Annotated in this window: 16 protein-coding genes and 1 riboswitch; of the genes, 12 read left to right on the top strand and 4 right to left on the bottom strand. The window is 51.4% G+C overall.

Annotated features, from left to right (window positions below):
* Window positions 1-8 precede the first annotated feature (8 nt).
* The 11 genes from HRQ87_RS13380 (at window position 9) to HRQ87_RS13330 (ending at window position 10,572) form a co-directional block, all read left to right on the top strand.
* Complete coding sequence (locus HRQ87_RS13380) at window positions 9-1,556, top strand: alanine/glycine:cation symporter family protein (protein WP_174138948.1); 1,548 nt, start codon at window positions 9-11, stop codon at window positions 1,554-1,556.
* 129 nt (window positions 1,557-1,685) lie between these two features.
* Entirely contained in the window at window positions 1,686-1,967 is a 282-nt protein-coding gene (locus HRQ87_RS13375; protein WP_174138947.1) for a ribbon-helix-helix domain-containing protein, read from the top strand.
* An 88-nt stretch (window positions 1,968-2,055) separates the two neighbouring features.
* Complete coding sequence (locus tag HRQ87_RS13370) at window positions 2,056-2,451, top strand: VOC family protein (protein ID WP_174138946.1); 396 nt, start codon at window positions 2,056-2,058, stop codon at window positions 2,449-2,451.
* 58 nt (window positions 2,452-2,509) lie between these two features.
* Window positions 2,510-3,028, top strand: coding sequence for a Twin-arginine translocation pathway signal (locus HRQ87_RS13365; protein WP_174138945.1), 519 nt, complete (start codon window positions 2,510-2,512; stop codon window positions 3,026-3,028).
* A gap of 14 nt (window positions 3,029-3,042) precedes the next feature.
* A complete protein-coding gene (locus HRQ87_RS13360; protein WP_174138944.1) occupies window positions 3,043-4,614 on the top strand; it encodes a GMC family oxidoreductase in 1,572 nt (523 codons plus the stop codon).
* A gap of 111 nt (window positions 4,615-4,725) precedes the next feature.
* Window positions 4,726-6,168 carry a xylulokinase gene (gene xylB / locus HRQ87_RS13355; RefSeq protein WP_174138943.1) on the top strand — a complete coding sequence of 481 codons (1,443 nt, stop codon included), beginning with the start codon at window positions 4,726-4,728 and terminating at the stop codon, window positions 6,166-6,168.
* A gap of 62 nt (window positions 6,169-6,230) precedes the next feature.
* On the top strand, window positions 6,231-7,262 hold the full coding sequence (locus HRQ87_RS13350) for an NADP-dependent oxidoreductase (protein ID WP_174138942.1): 1,032 nt from the start codon (window positions 6,231-6,233) through the stop codon (window positions 7,260-7,262).
* A 100-nt stretch (window positions 7,263-7,362) separates the two neighbouring features.
* Window positions 7,363-7,476, top strand: a riboswitch (TPP riboswitch).
* Window positions 7,470-8,078: a YkoF family thiamine/hydroxymethylpyrimidine-binding protein gene (locus HRQ87_RS13345; protein WP_174138941.1), complete on the top strand. Its 609-nt coding sequence runs from the start codon at window positions 7,470-7,472 to the stop codon at window positions 8,076-8,078. It overlaps the preceding riboswitch by 7 nt.
* 3 nt (window positions 8,079-8,081) lie before the next feature.
* Window positions 8,082-8,870, top strand: coding sequence for an ABC transporter permease (locus tag HRQ87_RS13340; protein ID WP_174138940.1), 789 nt, complete (start codon window positions 8,082-8,084; stop codon window positions 8,868-8,870).
* Window positions 8,867-9,589, top strand: coding sequence for an ABC transporter ATP-binding protein (locus HRQ87_RS13335; RefSeq protein WP_174138939.1), 723 nt, complete (start codon window positions 8,867-8,869; stop codon window positions 9,587-9,589). The genes HRQ87_RS13340 and HRQ87_RS13335 overlap by 4 nt, the downstream gene beginning before the upstream one ends.
* Window positions 9,589-10,572, top strand: a complete 984-nt coding sequence (locus tag HRQ87_RS13330; protein WP_174138938.1) for an ABC transporter substrate-binding protein — start codon at window positions 9,589-9,591, stop codon at window positions 10,570-10,572. Before HRQ87_RS13335 ends, HRQ87_RS13330 begins: the two co-directional genes overlap by 1 nt.
* A 156-nt stretch (window positions 10,573-10,728) precedes the next feature.
* On the opposite strand, the gene HRQ87_RS13325 is transcribed toward HRQ87_RS13330, so the two are convergent.
* On the bottom strand, window positions 10,729-11,145 hold the full coding sequence (locus tag HRQ87_RS13325) for a DUF1801 domain-containing protein (protein ID WP_174138937.1): 417 nt from the start codon (window positions 11,143-11,145) through the stop codon (window positions 10,729-10,731).
* A gap of 156 nt (window positions 11,146-11,301) precedes the next feature.
* Window positions 11,302-12,426 carry an AI-2E family transporter gene (locus tag HRQ87_RS13320; RefSeq protein ID WP_174138936.1) on the bottom strand — a complete coding sequence of 375 codons (1,125 nt, stop codon included), beginning with the start codon at window positions 12,424-12,426 and terminating at the stop codon, window positions 11,302-11,304.
* Between the two features lie 277 nt (window positions 12,427-12,703).
* Between HRQ87_RS13320 and HRQ87_RS13315 the strand changes: the two genes are divergently transcribed.
* On the top strand, window positions 12,704-13,582 hold the full coding sequence (locus HRQ87_RS13315) for a hypothetical protein (RefSeq protein WP_174138935.1): 879 nt from the start codon (window positions 12,704-12,706) through the stop codon (window positions 13,580-13,582).
* Here HRQ87_RS13315 and prfB read toward each other — a convergent pair.
* Together prfB and HRQ87_RS13305 are read right to left on the bottom strand one after the other, a co-directional pair.
* Window positions 13,579-14,715, bottom strand: coding sequence for a peptide chain release factor 2 (gene prfB, locus HRQ87_RS13310; protein ID WP_174138934.1), 1,137 nt, complete (start codon window positions 14,713-14,715; stop codon window positions 13,579-13,581). The two genes, HRQ87_RS13315 and prfB, sit on opposite strands and share 4 nt — an antisense overlap.
* A gap of 60 nt (window positions 14,716-14,775) precedes the next feature.
* Complete coding sequence (locus HRQ87_RS13305) at window positions 14,776-17,325, bottom strand: PBP1A family penicillin-binding protein (RefSeq protein ID WP_174138933.1); 2,550 nt, start codon at window positions 17,323-17,325, stop codon at window positions 14,776-14,778.
* Window positions 17,326-17,397 lie beyond the last annotated feature (72 nt).

Genomic DNA, 17,397 nt, shown 5'->3' with positions numbered 1-17,397 from the left:
GTGAACCCATGAAATTAATAAGCAAACTTATCTTCACAGTTGCACTGCTGATCACCGCAATGCCTGCGGTGGCACAAGAAGAAGCCATGTCGTTGGATGAAACGGTCAATGCTATATTTGCCAAAGTCACTGGGCCATTCGTAAACCTGATTTTTGCCCCCCTGCCCGGCACAAGTTTTCCTTGGATTGTTTTGTGGCTGGTTGTGGCGGCTTCTATCTTTACCATTTACTTTGCCTTTGTTCAGCTACGCTTTTTTGGCCATGCTATTTCATTGGTTAAAGGCGACTATTCAGACCCAAATGACGCGGGCGAAGTCAGCCACTTCCAGGCGCTTGCAACCGCACTGTCAGGCACAGTTGGCCTTGGGAACATTGCAGGTGTCGCGGTGGCTGTGGGAATTGGCGGTCCGGGTGCGACATTCTGGATGATTTTGGCAGGTCTATTGGGTATGGCTTCAAAATTCACAGAATGTACATTGGGTGTAAAATATCGAAACGAATACCAAGATGGATCCGTTTCGGGTGGCCCGATGTATTACATGTCAAAGGGTTTTGAAGAACGCGGGTTGCCTGGTGGTAAGGTATTGGCCATCTTATTTTCAGTTTTCTGTATCTTAGGTGCACTGGGTGGCGGGAATATGTTTCAGGCCAATCAGGCCCATGCACAAATTGCAGGGATTACAGGCGATTACCCCGGGTGGATTACCGGTTTAGTCTTTGCGGCCGTCGTCTTTGCTGTGATCATTGGTGGCATTAAATCAATCGCAAATGTCACTGAAAAGATCGTGCCTTTCATGGGTATTCTTTATGTTGGTGCTGCCTTGATCATCATCCTTGTGAACTATGACAAGATTGGTTGGGCTTTTGGTCAAATCTTTATGGGGGCCTTTACAGGTTTGGGCGTTGCTGGCGGTTTCGTCGGCGCTTTGATCCAAGGCTTTAAACGGGCTGCCTTTTCAAACGAAGCAGGCGTTGGGTCAGCGGCCATCGCACACTCGGCCGTCAGAACAAAAGAGCCAATCACCGAAGGTTTCGTGTCATTGCTAGAGCCTTTGATTGATACAGTTGTCATTTGCACCATGACAGCATTGGTGATTACGATCTCAGGGCAATTGCTGATTGATGAAAGCACTGGGCTTTACATGCTTGATGGGTCATCAATTGCGACTGTCGACGGCAACAGCGGTGTTTCACTGACATCCGCCGCCTTTGGATCTGCGATCAGTTGGTTTCCCTATGTTTTGGCTGTTGCAGTGGTGATGTTTGCCTTTTCCACAATGATTTCATGGTCCTACTATGGGCTGAAAGCATGGACATACCTGTTCGGTGAAGGCGAAAAATCAGAACTGACGTTCAAGATAATCTTTTGCATTTTCATCGTGATTGGTGCTGCTGCAAGTCTTGGCCCAGTGATTGATTTTTCAGATGCTGCGATCTTTGCTATGGCTGTCGTCAACATCACTGCACTTTATTTTCTGATGTCGATCGTCAAGCAAGAGCTGAAATCATACAGTGCGCGTCTTGCGTCAGGTGAAATCAAAAAATTTAACCATTAGAAGCATTTGGAAAGGCGGCAATGTCGCCTTTCCCACCCACTCCGCTTCGACGCCCTTTCGTAATTATCTTGCTAAATAATATGTCTCGGCAGATAATTATTTCTAATATTGTGCAGGGGAGGGCCCAATATGTGTCAGATATTTGCGGGACAAAATCCAAAAAATTATGAACCGGAAACGCGCAGACTTCGGTTAAACGGACAAAGTACCAGTATTCGGCTTGAACGATCTTTCTGGGAAATCATCGATAATATTGCGCAGGGTGAAGGACTGACAACGCCTGCTTTTGTTTCAAAACTTCATTCTGAGGTCCTTGAACTAAGGGGCGAGGCTGCAAATTTTACATCGTTGCTCCGGTGTGCCTGCCTAATCTGTAAAGAACAGCAAAGCACCGCAATCGCCGCCGAGTGACGGATGTGTAGTATTCGATTACTACCATCACCCTGAACTGGACCGCTAACCTGACCAAAGACGATGGATCGCAATTGGGAGGTATGCGATGGCCAAAGCCATTCACATGATGATCCGTGTTCTTGAGGAAGAACGCTCGGTCGCGTTTTACAAAGACGCGTTTGGATTAACCAATGTTGAACGTTTGGATTTTGACGATTTCACCCTTGTTTACCTAAGCAATGAGGACGCCGATTTTGAAATCGAACTAACAATCAACAAAGACCGCAGTGATCCCTATGATCTGGGGGATGGATACGGCCATATCGCGTTTTGCGTCGATGATCTGGATGCCGAACATAAACGGTTTCAGGATGCGGGCTTTGCCCCCCGCAAGGTCGTGGAATTCAACCGCGACGGCGCACTTTTGGCGCGGTTTTTCTTTGTTGCCGACCCTGACGGCTATCAGATCGAAGTCTTGCAAAAACACGGGCGTTACCGCTGACGCCATACTGAAAAGAGGCGTTGCAAAAACGCCCAATGACGAAATGGGAGGAACCATAATGTTAAAACAGAAAGCCACCTTGACCAGACGGCAGCTTCTGTCAGGAAGCGCCAGTATCGGTACTGCGTTCGTAATCGGCATTGGCTATGTCGCGGGAAGTTCGGCCGCATGGGCGATGGAAGTCACGCATCTGAAGCCGCAGACGATGGCCACATTGATCCAGATGGCGCGCGATATTTATCCCCACGATCATGTCGCCGATGAATTCTATGCCGCCGCCGTCAAAGGATATGACACCGAAGAACAGGCTGACATGATCGAAACCGGTATCGCCGGTCTGGACGCAGCAGCGCAGGGCAAAGGGTTTGCAAACTATGCTGAAACCGGGTGGGAACGTCACCGCGTAGACATTCTGCGCAATATGGAAAATTCGCCGTTCTTTCAGACCATTCGCAGCGGCCTTGTGACCGGGCTTTATAACCAGAAAGCCGTCTGGCCGCTGTTCGGATACGAAGGCGAAAGCTATTCGCAGGGCGGTTACATCGACCGCGGGTTTGACGATATCAACTGGATCTGAGGGAGGACGGAACAATGGCTGCACCATTTGAACTAAGCGACGACAGCGTTGTCGTCATCATCGGAACCGGCGCTGGTGGCGGGGTTTTGGCGAATGAACTCGCCCAAAAGGGCGTCAGCGTTGTAGCGCTGGAAGCAGGCGGGCGATATCTGCCCGAAGATTACATCAACGATGAATGGGAAAGTTTCGGTCAACTGGCCTGGCTTGATGCGCGCACAACATCTGGCGATTGGCGTGTGGCAAACGATTTTTCCAGCTTGCCAACCTGGATCGTCAAGGCCGTCGGTGGCACGACAACACACTGGGCGGGGGCTTCCTTGCGCTTTCAGGATCATGAATGGAAAGCTAAAACGAACTACGGCGATGTGCAGGGTGCGAATCTTTTGGACTGGCCCATAGATCCGCGCGAAATGGATGATTACTATACCAAAGCCGAAGACAAGCTTGGGGTCACCCGCACAGGCGGACGCGAAGGTTTACCCGGCTGTAATAACTATAAGGTGTTTGAGGCTGGCGCCAAAGCTATTGGTTACAAAAATGTTAGCACAGGTCGTATGGCGATCAACTCTGCCGAAGGCGACGGTCGTCCAGCCTGCCAACAAACCGGGTTTTGCTTTCAGGGCTGTAAATGGGGGGCCAAATGGTCATCGGCCTATACCGACATTCCACGCGGCGAAGCGACCGGCAATCTCGAGGTCCGATCGCAAGCCCATGTACTGCGGATCGAACATGATGACAGTGGCAAAGTCACTGGTGTCGTTTATGCAGACGCAGATGGCAATCAGCAGCTGCAAAAAGCACGGATCGTTTGCGTTGCAGGCAATTCTATCGAAAGCCCACGCCTTTTGCTGAATTCGGCGTCGTCCATGTATCCGGACGGGCTGGCGAACAGTTCCGGCCAAGTCGGGCGGAATTATATGCGGCATATGACTGGATCGGTTTATGCCGTCTTCGATAAGCCCGTCAAGATGTGGCGCGGTACGACTATGGCTGGCATCATTCAGGATGAAAGCCGTCACGATCCGTCGCGCGGTTTTGTCGGTGGATACGAATTGGAAACCCTGGCGCTTGGCCTGCCCTTCATGGCTGCGTTTCTTGATCCCGGCGGATGGGGCCGCGAATTCACGACGGCGCTAGATAGCTATGAAAACATGGCGGGCATGTGGATTGTGGGCGAAGATATGCCCCAGGAAACCAACCGCATCACGTTGAACCACGATGTGAAAGACCAGTACGGGCTGCCTGCTCCGAACGTGCATTTCGATGATCATCCCAATGATATCGCCATGCGCAATCACGCTTATAAACAAGGCATGGCAGTATACGAGGCCGTGGGTGCCACGCGCGTTTTCCCCACACCGCCCTATCCGTCAACGCACAATCTGGGCACCAACCGCATGTCGGAAAACCCACGCGATGGCGTGGTAAACGGGTACGGACAAACCCATGATATTGCGAACCTTTTCGTGTCAGACGGATCGCAGTTCACGACGGGTGGCGCAGAAAACCCAACGCTTACGATTGTCGCATTAGCCATCCGACAAGCCGATCACATCGCAGCCGAGATGAACCGCGGAAACCTGTAGTTTCTGGCAGGAATTAAATCAGCGGGCGCAAACAGCCCGCTGATTTCATAACAGCAGCACCCGCAGTCTATTCACTTGAACAGCTGCGTACGTTCAGGGTTAAGTGCATCCATGTACTTAGGAATTGATCTGGGCACGTCTGGCCTAAAAGCGCTGTTGATTGACAGCAACCAAAGAGTAGTTGGCCTGGCAACTGCACCCCTTAGCGTGAACCACCCGCACTCTGGGTGGTCTGAACAATATCCGGCCATCTGGGTGCAGGCAACATCCGATGCACTTGATGGGTTGATGGAATCCCATCCCAAAGACTTGGCCGCCGTCAAGGGTATCGGCCTGTCAGGCCAAATGCATGGCGCAACATTGCTGGACAGATCGGCCAAAGTTCTGCGGCCCTGCATGCTTTGGAACGATACCCGCAGCCATGCAGAAGCCGCCAAGATGGATTTAGATCCAGCATTTCGTGATATCACGGGCAATATCGTCTTTCCCGGCTTCACAGCGCCCAAGATCAAATGGCTGCAAAGAAATGAACCCAATATATTCCAACAGATTGATAAGGTCTTACTGCCCAAGGATTATCTGCGCTTTTGGCTGACGGGTGAATATGTATCAGATATGTCCGATGCTTCGGGCACATCGTGGCTGGATGTCAAAAACCGGCGCTGGTCAGACGGTCTTTTGGCCAAAAGCGATTTGTCATCTGCACACATGCCATCTTTGGTCGAAGGCACCGAAATTTCAGGCTATGTACAGGCGCCGCTTGCCGAGCGGTGGGGCATGTCAAAGGATGTTGCTGTTGCCGGTGGTGCGGGCGACAATGCAGCGTCGGCCATAGGGCTTGGCATCGTCAATGCGGGCGCGGGCTTTGTATCACTTGGGACCTCTGGCGTGGTGTTTGCGGCGACCGATACGTATTTACCAAGCCCAGACACTGCGGTTCATACATTTTGCCATGCCTTACCAAATACATGGCATCAGATGGGCGTCATTCTGGCGGCGACTGATGCTTTGAATTGGTGGGCCCGCATTTGCAAAACCGGTGCTGCTGAACTGACGGCAGAAATCGACACGGTGATCACAGGCCCTGAAAGCACAGTGTTTCTGCCATATCTATCCGGCGAACGAACGCCTCATAATGATGCCGACGTTCGCGGGTCTTTTCATAATCTATCAATGGCAGACAGCCGGGCTTCGATAACGAAATCAATTTTAGAAGGTGTGGCCTTTACCCTTCGCGATGCGCTGGATGCCTTAAGATCGACAGGGACAAAGCTGCAAAGCGTTCTTGCTGTTGGCGGTGGTACACAATCGACAGCATGGTTAGATATTCTGGCCAATATACTGGATATTCCTATCGAGATCCCAAAGGGCGGTGATATTGGTGCAGCCTTCGGGGCGGCACGTTTAGGGCTGATCGCATCCGAAAATATCAGCTTTAAAGACTGTTGCCAAAAACCAGACATTGCGCGGGTGTTTGAGCCGCATCCCGACACGGCGCACGCTTATGCAGAGAAGCACCGAGTATTCAAAGCGCTTTATCAAAAGTCGCTTTGACGCTGTTTCATCCGACCGCAAACCACTAGAGTTTGCAAAACAGTTCATTCGGAGCGTCCCCCATGACACAAACCCCAAACATCAACCGCCGCATCGTTCTGGCCCAACGCCCGAATGGGTTGCCAGACAAAAATACCCTTCGACTGGAAACGACCGACATTCCTAAAGTCAGCAGTGGACAGATGCTGTTACGCACAGTTTATCTGTCGCTTGATCCATATATGCGTGGTCGGATGAATGATGCGAAATCTTATGCCGAACCGGTCAAGATTGGCGACGTGATGACCGGCCAGGTCGTGGCCCAGGTTGTTTCGTCTGATCTGGATGGCTTTGTGCCAGGTGATTATGTGCTGTCAGGCAGCGGTTGGCAGGATTATGCAATCTCGGACGGGACCGAAGTGATCAACCTTGGTCAGCCCCCCCAAAACCCATCGTGGTCATTGGGAATATTGGGCATGCCTGGATATACGGCCTATGCCGGTTTGTTGAAAATCGGTGATCCTAAGCCCGGCGATACCGTTGTTGTTGCTGCGGCATCCGGCCCTGTGGGGGCCACTGTTGGGCAAATCGCCAAGATCAAGGGATGTCGTGTGGTTGGCATTGCGGGTGGCGCCGATAAATGCGCGCATGTGACAGATAGGCTTGGGTTTGATGCCTGTATTGATCATACAAGCGATAATTTTGCCGAACACCTTAACGCTGCCTGCCCCGATGGGATAGATGTTTATTTCGAAAATGTTGGTGGCAAAGTGCTTTATGCAGTCTTGCCGCTTTTGAACGAATTTGCCCGTATGCCTGTGTGTGGCGTCGTGTCGTGGTATAATCTAGCGGGCTTGCCAGACGGCCCCGATTATGGACCAGCGATCATGGGCACGATCCTGCGGATGAAGGTTAAGGTACAGGGCTTCATCATCTTCGACAGCTTTCCCCAAAGCACTTACAAAGATTTCGTGCGCGATATGACCGGATGGCTTGCCGACGGAAACGTTCAATATAAAGAGCAAATCATCCAAGGACTTGAGGCCGCACCAGCCGCGCTAAACGATCTGCTTGTTGGGAAAAACTTCGGGAAAATGGTTGTCAAAGTGGGCTGATTGAACAGCGGCTTTGGATTGCTGTTCGACGTCTCATTCCAGCTGCCCGAATAGGATCATAAAACCGACTTGCGTTTCAATGACTGACCTGTTCAAAGTGCTTTTACCACAGGGGTGCCGCATCATGCTGCGGCTGAGATGCGGGTGACAAACCTGCGGACCCTCAAAGCTGATCTGGATAATGCCAGCGTAGCAAGGAGGAATACGATGTTTGCAGGCGCGCAAGTCTCACTTTATCCAATGACCACTGGGTTCGTGGATGTCATTATGTCATCCCTGACCGCGCTTGATCCATGGCGCGACCGGTTGCGGATTGAAACGGATGATATCTCAACCCTGATTGTTGGACCGCCGGAAATTCTGTTTCCCGCCCTGCGCGATCTTTATGTTGCAGCATCAAAAACCGGTGACCATTGTGTGCTTAGAACAACGCTATCGCGCGGCTGCCCGGGCGAACCGGATGATCCGATTTGCCAAACCAGTGCCTTGGCCAACCCCGCAGAACCGATTGCGTCCCGTCAGGCAACGGCACTTGCGCAACTGGGTTTGGCAGATGACACGGGCCAGATCGCACGCGCGCAATTTTCGCTTTATGTCATGGGCGCGCCTAATCACATGGATGAGATTATGGGCTGCATTGCTTTTCTAAAAGAAAGCGGCACGTTTGATCGATCTAAAAATTTCTGTACCCGTTTGATCGGCGATGCCGGGCCTGTCTTTGCGACCCTGCAGCACGCTTTTTGTCAATTCGGTCCCCCAAATGGCCACGTAACAATCGATCTGACCGTTTCGGCAAACAGCCCTTCGACGCGCTAAGACATGCGCGAAAATCTGTCGAAATGGTCAGGCGGGCGTTTCACCCGGACCCTGCCCGCTGTTCTTAGTATCCTGGCTGCATTTTCTGCGTGGGAAATCTTTGTCCATATGTCGGACATATCCCCGCTTGTCCTGCCAGCGCCGTCGCGGATTATGGATCAGATGGTCCTGAACCGGGCGCATTTATGGACGAATACATTACCAACGCTGCAGGCGACACTACTGGGATTTACCTGTTCGCTTTGGGTTGCTTTCAGCTTTTCGATCTGCATCGACTTTCTTCCTCGTCTTAGACGGGCACTGTTTCCGATCTTCGTGATCAGTCAGACGCTGCCATTAGTGGCCATTGCGCCCTTGGTGGTGTTGTGGTTCGGCTTTGATTTGACGCCCAAGATCCTGTTGGTGGCGCTGGTGACCTTTTTCCCGATGCTTGTGGCCCTGGTCGATGGTTATGACGCGACAGAGCCTGAGATCGAAGCGCTTTTGACGTCCATGGGCGCATCCCGGTGGACGGTTTTTCGCCGCGCGCGTTTGCCATCTGCCATGCCTTATTTCTTTGCGGGTTTGCGCATTTCGATCACCTATGCGGTGGTTGCTGCGATCTTTTCAGAATACGTCGGCGCACGCGCGGGATTGGGCATTGTTATATTAAATGCCAAAAACAGTTTTCGCCCCGATCTGATGTTGGCAGCTGTAGTGATCAGTTCGCTTCTGACACTAATGCTTTTTGCAGTCACTGCCATCCTGCAACGAATCTGTTTGCGCTGGCGATATGCGGGTCATGCGCCATGAACGCACTTGATCTGCAAGATATCCATCTGACGCTTGGGGGAACATCCATTTTAAATGGTGTTTCTTTGCACGTCGCGCCCAAGGAATTCGTATCGATACTGGGGCCATCGGGGGCCGGAAAATCAACGCTGTTTCGAATGCTGACTGGGGCCGTCAAACCAGATCGCGGTAATATCTTGATCAAAGGTCAGCCTGTTGCCAAGCATACACGCACCTTTGCGTTTATGCCGCAACGCGACGCGCTTCTGCCATGGCGGCGCATTATCGACAACATAACACTTGGACTTGAAATTCAGGGTGTGTCGCGCAAAGCGGCGCGTCAGAAAGCTCTGCTCTTATTGTCAACATTTGGGCTTAAGGGCTGTGAAGCATATTACCCTGCACAGCTGTCTGGCGGCATGCGTCAGCGCGCGGCGTTGTTGCGTACTTTGATTCAGGAGCGACCCATTCAGTTACTGGACGAACCTTTCGGCGCATTAGATGCATTAACCCGCGTAACAATGCAGCGCTGGTTGAAAAACCGCTGGCATCAGGCCCGTTGGACAACGCTATTGATCACACATGACGTGCGCGAGGCTGTCGCTCTGTCAGACCGAATTTATGTGCTGTCGCGCAGACCCGCCCGGGTCATTTCTGAACTCACCGTCAACACTGATGACACCCGCCAACAAGAAGCCCGCCTTCTGGACATATTGCTTACCCAAACAGGAGATCCCTGATGAAAACATTTTTAACCGCCGCGCTAATCTACGCCGCCTTGCCCGTCATGGCCCAAGACCGCTTGAGTGTCGCGTTAGACTGGACACCCAACACAAATCACGTCGGTCTTTATGTAGCACAATCGAAAGGTTGGTACGAACAGGCAGGTCTAAGCGTCGACATCCTGCCATATACCGATACCTCATCCGGGACATTGGTGGCCAGTGGAGTGGCAGAGTTTGGCATTCTAAGTGCCGTTGGCTTTCACAGTCAGCGTGCCGCTGGTGCGGATATGACGGCAGTCATGGCGATTGTGCAGCATGAAACCGGGCGTTTGGTTTTTAACGGAACACGTGATGATATCCAGCGACCCGCTGATTTGGATGGCATGATCTATGCAGGTTTCGGCAGCGATTGGGAAACCGCGTTGATATCCCACATCATCCAAACCGATGGCGGCAAAGGCATATTTGAAACGATCACGCTTGGCACGTCAGCCTATGAAGCCCTTGCCAACGGCAGCGTTGATTTCACACTTGAAGTCAGCACATGGGAGGGCGTCAATTCTGTCCTGCTTGACCGGCCACAACGTGCATTTCGTTATGCGGATTACGGTGTACCGGATCAGCATACTACATTTCTGGGCGGCAATAATAGCTGGATCGCGGCAAATCCCGATGTCACCCGGGCCTTTGTGCAAGCCACGCAACGGGGATATGCCTTTGCTGCCGATAATCCCAAAGCGGCCGCTGATATTCTGATTAGTGAGACAGGTGGAATGTTGTCAAATCCCGCGTTGGTCCATGCGTCTATGCAGGCGCTTGTCGATGGCGGGTATCTGCAAGATCAAAACGAAGCTGTTGGTATGATTGACGAAAAAATGTTCAATGATATTGTCGCCTTCCTGTTCACCTCAGGAATACTGCGCGGCGAAGACGGGCGGCCTTTGTCGCAATCCCCCGATGCAGCCACATGGTTTACGAACGAATTTCTTGAACCTTAAAGATTGTTGGAATGGAAAAATATCAACTTTATGGTTACTCTTAAACTTCATGTAATCGGTAAATAGCATCGTTAATACAATCCCGGCGCAGGATTGCAATCGCGCCGGGTTATCAAAGATAATCTATGGATTTTCAATCGACGCTACGCGACTTCGTTATGTTGGCGTGACTGTCCAACGCGCCCCCAGATCGACAATACCTGCCTTGATCAACTGTTCCAACACGTCAAGATCAACATCAGCTAACTTGTTGATATAAAGACAGGCCTTGCCGCGCTTGTGCTTTCCCAGATGCATCATCAAATCTGGAAAGTCAGTATACCCAGGCATGATATAAATCGACAAATTTGCGTTCCGCGGGCTAAATCCGGTGGCCAGAAAATCACCCTGTCTTCCGCTTTCATACTGATAGCGATATTGTCCGTATCCCAGAATACTGCCTTGCCAAATTTTGGGCTGCCAGCCGGTTATTTTGCGAAACAATGCATCCAGAGTATACCCATCCGCCTGTCGTGTGGGATGTTCGACTGACGCCAAAACATCAGCAACATTGGCTTCATCTGATGGTTCCATCACCGCTCCTTTGTTCATCTTGCTTGTCAAAGTCTTAAAGACAAGGGCGGGGGTTTGTATATTTTGTACACGTGTTTTGTACTTAAACATTTGTACATAACTGCGCTTGTAGTCTACAAAAACGTACCGTTTAAAAAGCCCAAGGCGTTAAGCGGCTCAACCGCTGACGGAATTCGCGGCGGGTTCATCGGCAATATCGGTTTTATCAGCACCACCCAGAAAATTCCCGATCGTTTCGAGACCTTCGAAATTTTCACAGATCACCTTGAATACCAGCAGAAACGGAACTGCGACAAGGGCGCCGGCTATGCCCCACAGCCAGCCCCAAAGAACAACTGTTAGGAAAACGGCAACCATGTTCAGCTCCATCCTTTTTCCGATCAGATAGGGGGTCACGAACTGGGCCTCGACCGAAGTTAGCGCCTGATAAGCAATGGGCGCAATCAGCGCGTATGACAGACTGTCAAATGTGATGATGGAATAGGCCGCAACCAAGGCTGTGCCAATAATGCCGCCAAGTATCGGAAGATAGTTCAGCAAAAAGGCCGCAATTCCCCAGATATAGGCATATTCCAGACCCAGCATCCAGAGCGCAAGCGCTACGGTAACCCCAAGACATGCGTTAATAGCGGTAATTGTCAGCAAATATCCCGAAACGCGTCGTTCAATATCATAGACCGCGCCAAGGGCGCGTTTCTTACCGCTAAGGCTTTTAAAGGTCTGCACTAATTTAACATAGAAAAGATCCCCTGATGCCAAAAGAAATAGCGCCAAGATCAGGGCCACAACAATAGATGTTGCCGTGCTGGCCGCAGCCGTTACAGCAGAATTCAGAAGTCCGGGTTGCTGTACAACGACTTCTTGTGGCCCTGATGAAGCACTTGACGTCATCTGCTCTACTTCGTCGGATGCGTCTTGGACGGCTTCAATCGCATCATTTACACCGCTTAATTTGTTTTTCAGCTGACGGCCAATATTTGGGGCATCCTCGCTCCAGGCGGCGACGGTTCCGCCCGCAAAATAGACGACAGATACGATCCCCACAGATGTCGCTATAATCAGGAACGTTGCTGTAATTGCAGCTGGCAAACCAAGGCGCTGCAATGTGCGGTTTAATGGGCTAAGGGTCAGCGCCAACAAAAAACCCAACAAGATCGGTAAAATCAGATCCCTTGCAAAATAGGCGATAACGAAAATCGCAAGCGTTGCCAACAAAACAGCGGCCCGCCTTAGCGCTTTCAGATCATCTGCAATCTCATCCGTTGTTGTGTCACTTGTCATTTCAAAGCCCTTGTCCCTTAGACAGAATGCAAGAACAGCCTGATTTGTTCCCTGTACATCTATTACGTCAGATTAATTCAGTTTGACCCAAAGATGAACGGCCGTTTGGCTTGGCTGCAAATACATTTTGTATTTTGCATCTGAACGAGACCCTACACAGGGGCAGCCATGGAAGATTGATAATATAAAACAGGCGTTAGACCGCCTTTAAGATCAAGGGTGTATGATGCCCGAAAAAGACCCTATATAAAACAACTGAAATATAGACGGTAAATGAATGCAAATCGCATATCACATTGGTGTACATTGTACTGACGAAGACAAACTTCTTAGAAGTGTCTTTAAAAACAAGGGCTTCCTGATACCGCAAGGTATTATTGCGCCACGCGTCAAGCTGTACAGGCGTCAGTTGCGCGAGGCGATTGAGGCGTTAAAGGGTGCACGGGTTGGGCCGGATGTGCGTCGGATGCTATTGCAGAAAATCCTTGGCGATCAACCCGAACCCAAGCGGCTGATACTGTCGAACCCGAATTTCATAGCTGGTATCCCGGGCGTTTTCCAAAACGGTAAACTGTATCCCCGACTAGAGCATCAGGTGCAGTCCTTTATTAATATCTTTGCCCATGATGAACTTGAGATTTTCATAGGTATTCGAAATCCGGCCACTTTCATACCTGCCGTTATGAAACATATGCCCGATAAGGACATTCAAACAGTGCTTTCGGGGTTTAATCCACAGTCACTGCGATGGTCCAATCTGTGCGCACGCATTACTGAAATCGCCCCGCAAGCGGATCTGACGGTGTGGTGTAACGAAGATACGCCGCTTATCTGGTCCCGTATTATTCGCGCCTACGCCGATATGGAACCGGATGCCACTGTCGAAGGGGCTTTTGATCTGTTACCCGAAATCATGTCGCATGAAGGTCTGGATGCGTTCTACGCGCAACTTGAGCAAGAAAAACCTGCCAATGACGCCGATCTGCTGGATCTGAAAATCAAGTATCTTGAACGCCACGCAATGGATGGCGCGATGGAGGAAGAATTGGACGTGCCAGGCTGGTCAGCGGCTTACGTCGAAAAGCTTACCCAGCTTTATGATATGGATGTCGCACGGATCGCAGGCATGCCCGGCATCCGCTTTATCCAGCCTTAAAGATCGTCGTCATCTTTTTCAGCGTCGGCGCGGCTTTTGCCTGACACATTCATCGCAAGTGTGGCAGCCATGAACTGATCCAGATCACCGTCCAGAACACCTGATGTGTCCGACGTTTCAACACGGGTCCGCAAATCCTTGACCATCTGATAGGGCTGCAGGACATAGGATCGGATCTGATTGCCCCAGCCTGCATCACCCTTGTTTTCGTGGGCTTCGGTAATTGCAGCGTTCCGCTTGTCCAGCTCCATCTGATACAGGCGCGACTTGAGGGCTTTCATCGCAATTTCACGGTTCTGATGCTGCGATTTTTCCGAACTTGTCACGACAATTCCCGTGGGTGCGTGTGTGATCCGCACGGCTGAGTCGGTTGTATTGACGTGCTGCCCCCCTGCCCCGGATGACCGATATGTGTCCAAACGGATATCTGCAGGGTTCACTTCAATCTCAATATTATCGTCGACCACGGGGTAGACCCAGACCGAACTGAACGATGTATGCCGCTTTGCGTTGCTGTCAAAGGGCGAAATGCGCACAAGGCGGTGCACGCCGCTTTCGGACTTTAGCCAGCCATACGCGTTCAAACCGCTGATCTTATAGGCGGCAGATTTGATGCCCGCCTCTTCGCCCGCACTTTCGGATTGCAGTTCGACCTTATAGCCCTTTTTCTCGGCCCAACGCACGTACATGCGCGCCAGCATATTGGCCCAGTCACAACTTTCGGTGCCACCTGCCCCGGCGTTAATCTCAAGAAATGTATCGTTTGCGTCAGCTTCACCGTTCAGAAGGGCTTCCAGTTCTTTTTCGGCAGCTTTAGTTTTCAATTGACGCAGCGCGTCTTCGGCCTCGCGGACAACATCGTCATCCTGTTCCATTTCGCCCATTTCTATCAGTTCAACATTATCTGACAGGTCTCGGGCAATGGATTTATAAGTATCGACGGCATCAATCAGAACCTGCCGTTCGCGCATGAGTTTTTGCGCTTTGGCCGGATCGTTCCACAAATCGGGATCTTCGGTCAGCGCGTTGAATTCTTCCAGGCGGTGTTCAGCCGTTTCATAGCCCACGCGTTGACGCAGCAGTTCCAGCGACTTTTCGATATCGTTTACAATATTCTGAATTTCGGCCCGCATCCCACGCCCTCACTGCTGTTAGGACGTGGTGATAGCGCAGCGTACGCAAGCCGACAAGGGCTAGTACAGACCACCGCCGCGCAAAGTTCCATCCGTCGCCTTGGGCGCAATAACTGCGGTGTTTCCAGTCGCTGTTGTGACTTGACGGCGTGTGCCTGCCTCTTCGAACATTGGCAAATCAGACCCCATGGCAAAACCACCGTCGAACATCACGCCGAATGTCGGTTCTTCACCTTCGCGGAAATATTCGGCAACAACATTTGCGCCATAAGCACTGTTCGGAAGCGGCGCACCCGTATAGCGATCAATTTTGATAAATCGCCCGCCTTCGGGAACCTTGAATTCAGTTCCACCATATTTTTCAACAGCATGCTGCATAAATGAATTAAACACCGGGCCACACATTCCGCCACCGGATGCACCCCGCCCCATGCTGCGCGGGCGATCATACCCGATATAACAACCCGCCACGATGTTGGATGTGAAGCCCACAAACCAAACATCTTTTGAATCGTTGGTTGTCCCGGTTTTACCAGCCACGGGAACACTTAGGTTCACAGAACTGCGGGCTGTTCCACGATCAACAACGCCTTCTAGCATGGATGTTAGCTGATAGGCGGTGATCGCATTAATAACACGTTCACGGTTCGATACGATCTGTGGGGCGAACCCTGGATCAAGAGACGCCAGCTGGCAGTCATCACATTGGCGCTGATCATGACGATAAATCGTGCGACCATACCGGTCCTGAACACGGTCGACCAATGTTGGACGCACACGTTCGCCGCCATTTGCGAACATTGCATAGGCGGCCACAACGCGAAACAGTGTGGTTTCATCGGCGCCAAGCGAATTGGACAGGAACCGGTCCATATTGTCATACACGCCAAAGCGTTCTGCGTAATAAGACACTGTGTCCATCGTGACTTCTTGTGCAAGACGGATGGTCATCAGGTTACGCGATTGTTCAATCCCGGTGCGCAGTGGTGTAGGGCCGTAAAAGCGGTTCGACGAATTTTTAGGGCGCCACAGACCTTGGGGCGTATCAATTTCAATCGGCGCGTCAACGACAATCGTGGCGGGGGTATAGCCGCTGTCCAACGCCGCCGCATATACAAAGGGTTTGAACGCCGATCCGGGCTGACGCAGCGCTTGTGTGGCGCGATTGAAAACCGAATGCTGGTATGAAAAGCCACCCTGCATCGCGATCACGCGGCCTGTATTCACGTCCATGGCCATAAAGCCGCCCTGTACTTCGGGCACTTGACGCAGGGTCCAACGGATAAAACTGCCATCATCATCACGGGTCATCTGGCGCACAAGCACGACATCGCCAACCTGCACCAGATCACCGGCAACACGCGCTTTGCGGCCCAGCTTGCCATCTTCCAATTGTTTGCGGGCCCAGGTCACATCTTTCGCGGGGATCCAGTGACCATCTTCGTCATCTGGCACCCCTTCGATGCCGATACGGGCATCATTGTCACCAACCTGCAAAACCACGGCGGGCAACCACGGATGTTCCAATTCAACGTCACGGGCAAGTTTCAGATCGGCTAGCGCCTCGCGCCAGGCCATTTCGTCGTCCAGAATTTCCTGTGGCAGTGTCTGGCCTGTACCGCGCCAAACACCCTGACTACGGTCAAAGTTTTCCAACGCACGTCGCAGGGCCTTTGCCGCTTCGACCTGCATTTCAGGATCAACAGTTGCGCGCACACTTAGACCACCTGAGAAAAATTCCTGTTCGCCAAAATCTTCGCTTAGCTGGCGGCGGATTTCATCAGAAAAATAATCGCGGGGTGGAAGATTGCTTTTGAAGCCTTCGAAATCGCCAGCCTGCACACTTTTCAATGGGGCCGCACGCGCCGTTTCATAGGCCGCTGTGTCCAGATGTCCGTTTTCACGCATTTCGCGCAGCACAAAATTACGACGCGCCAAGGCACGTTCTTTTTGACGCACCGGATGATAACTGGACGGCGCTTTGGGCAGTGATGCTAAATAGGCCGCTTCTTGTGGTTCAAGCTCACGCAGAGATTTGTTGAAATACGTCTGTGCAGCCGCAGCCACACCATAGGAATTCTGACCCAGGAAAATTTCGTTCAGGTAAAGTTCAAGGATCTGTTCTTTGTCCAATGTGCGTTCAATACGTGTGGCCAGGATCAGTTCCTTGATCTTGCGTTCAGCGGATCGGTCGCCGGACAACAGAAAGTTTTTCATCACCTGTTGTGTGATCGTCGATGCCCCGCGCAGATTTTCACCACGTGATTGCACTGCATCCACAAACGCAGAGGCCATACCGCGCAAGTCATATCCAGCGTGGTCATAAAAATTCTTATCCTCGGCGGAAATGAAAGCCTGTTTGACAAGATCAGGAATTTCCTGCGACGACGCAAACAGTCGGCGTTCTTGGGCAAATTCATCAATAATCCGCCCTTCGCCCGAATAAATCCGGCTGATGGTGGGCGGAGTATATTGTGCCAGACTTTCGTGACTGGGCAGATCGCGTCCGTACATCCAGAACACAGCACCAATGCCAAGGGCAATAAAAACGGCCCCCATTGTTACCAATGTGAAGATCGCGCCGAAAAACGATACGATAAATCTGGTCACGTCAAAAACTCCGATAGTTCAAATATCATATACGCTTTATGTGTCATTTGGTCAAAAGCCATAAAGGTGGAC

This window comes from Parasulfitobacter algicola (genome assembly GCF_013315265.1).
Classification (GTDB): Bacteria; Pseudomonadota; Alphaproteobacteria; order Rhodobacterales; family Rhodobacteraceae; genus Parasulfitobacter; species Parasulfitobacter algicola.
Note: the sequence above shows the minus strand (reverse complement) of the source record. Positions and strands in the feature narration are given on the sequence as shown.

Coding starts and splice junctions, on each gene's coding strand:
- HRQ87_RS13380 (WP_174138948.1), top strand. CDS start 9: ATGAAATTAATAAGCAAACTTATCTTCACAGTTGCACTGCTGATCACC.
- HRQ87_RS13375 (WP_174138947.1), top strand. CDS start 1,686: ATGTGTCAGATATTTGCGGGACAAAATCCAAAAAATTATGAACCGGAA.
- HRQ87_RS13370 (WP_174138946.1), top strand. CDS start 2,056: ATGGCCAAAGCCATTCACATGATGATCCGTGTTCTTGAGGAAGAACGC.
- HRQ87_RS13365 (WP_174138945.1), top strand. CDS start 2,510: ATGTTAAAACAGAAAGCCACCTTGACCAGACGGCAGCTTCTGTCAGGA.
- HRQ87_RS13360 (WP_174138944.1), top strand. CDS start 3,043: ATGGCTGCACCATTTGAACTAAGCGACGACAGCGTTGTCGTCATCATC.
- xylB (WP_174138943.1), top strand. CDS start 4,726: ATGTACTTAGGAATTGATCTGGGCACGTCTGGCCTAAAAGCGCTGTTG.
- HRQ87_RS13350 (WP_174138942.1), top strand. CDS start 6,231: ATGACACAAACCCCAAACATCAACCGCCGCATCGTTCTGGCCCAACGC.
- HRQ87_RS13345 (WP_174138941.1), top strand. CDS start 7,470: ATGTTTGCAGGCGCGCAAGTCTCACTTTATCCAATGACCACTGGGTTC.
- HRQ87_RS13340 (WP_174138940.1), top strand. CDS start 8,082: ATGCGCGAAAATCTGTCGAAATGGTCAGGCGGGCGTTTCACCCGGACC.
- HRQ87_RS13335 (WP_174138939.1), top strand. CDS start 8,867: ATGAACGCACTTGATCTGCAAGATATCCATCTGACGCTTGGGGGAACA.
- HRQ87_RS13330 (WP_174138938.1), top strand. CDS start 9,589: ATGAAAACATTTTTAACCGCCGCGCTAATCTACGCCGCCTTGCCCGTC.
- HRQ87_RS13325 (WP_174138937.1), bottom strand. CDS start 11,145: ATGGAACCATCAGATGAAGCCAATGTTGCTGATGTTTTGGCGTCAGTC.
- HRQ87_RS13320 (WP_174138936.1), bottom strand. CDS start 12,426: ATGACAAGTGACACAACAACGGATGAGATTGCAGATGATCTGAAAGCG.
- HRQ87_RS13315 (WP_174138935.1), top strand. CDS start 12,704: ATGCAAATCGCATATCACATTGGTGTACATTGTACTGACGAAGACAAA.
- prfB (WP_174138934.1), bottom strand. CDS start 14,715: ATGCGGGCCGAAATTCAGAATATTGTAAACGATATCGAAAAGTCGCTG.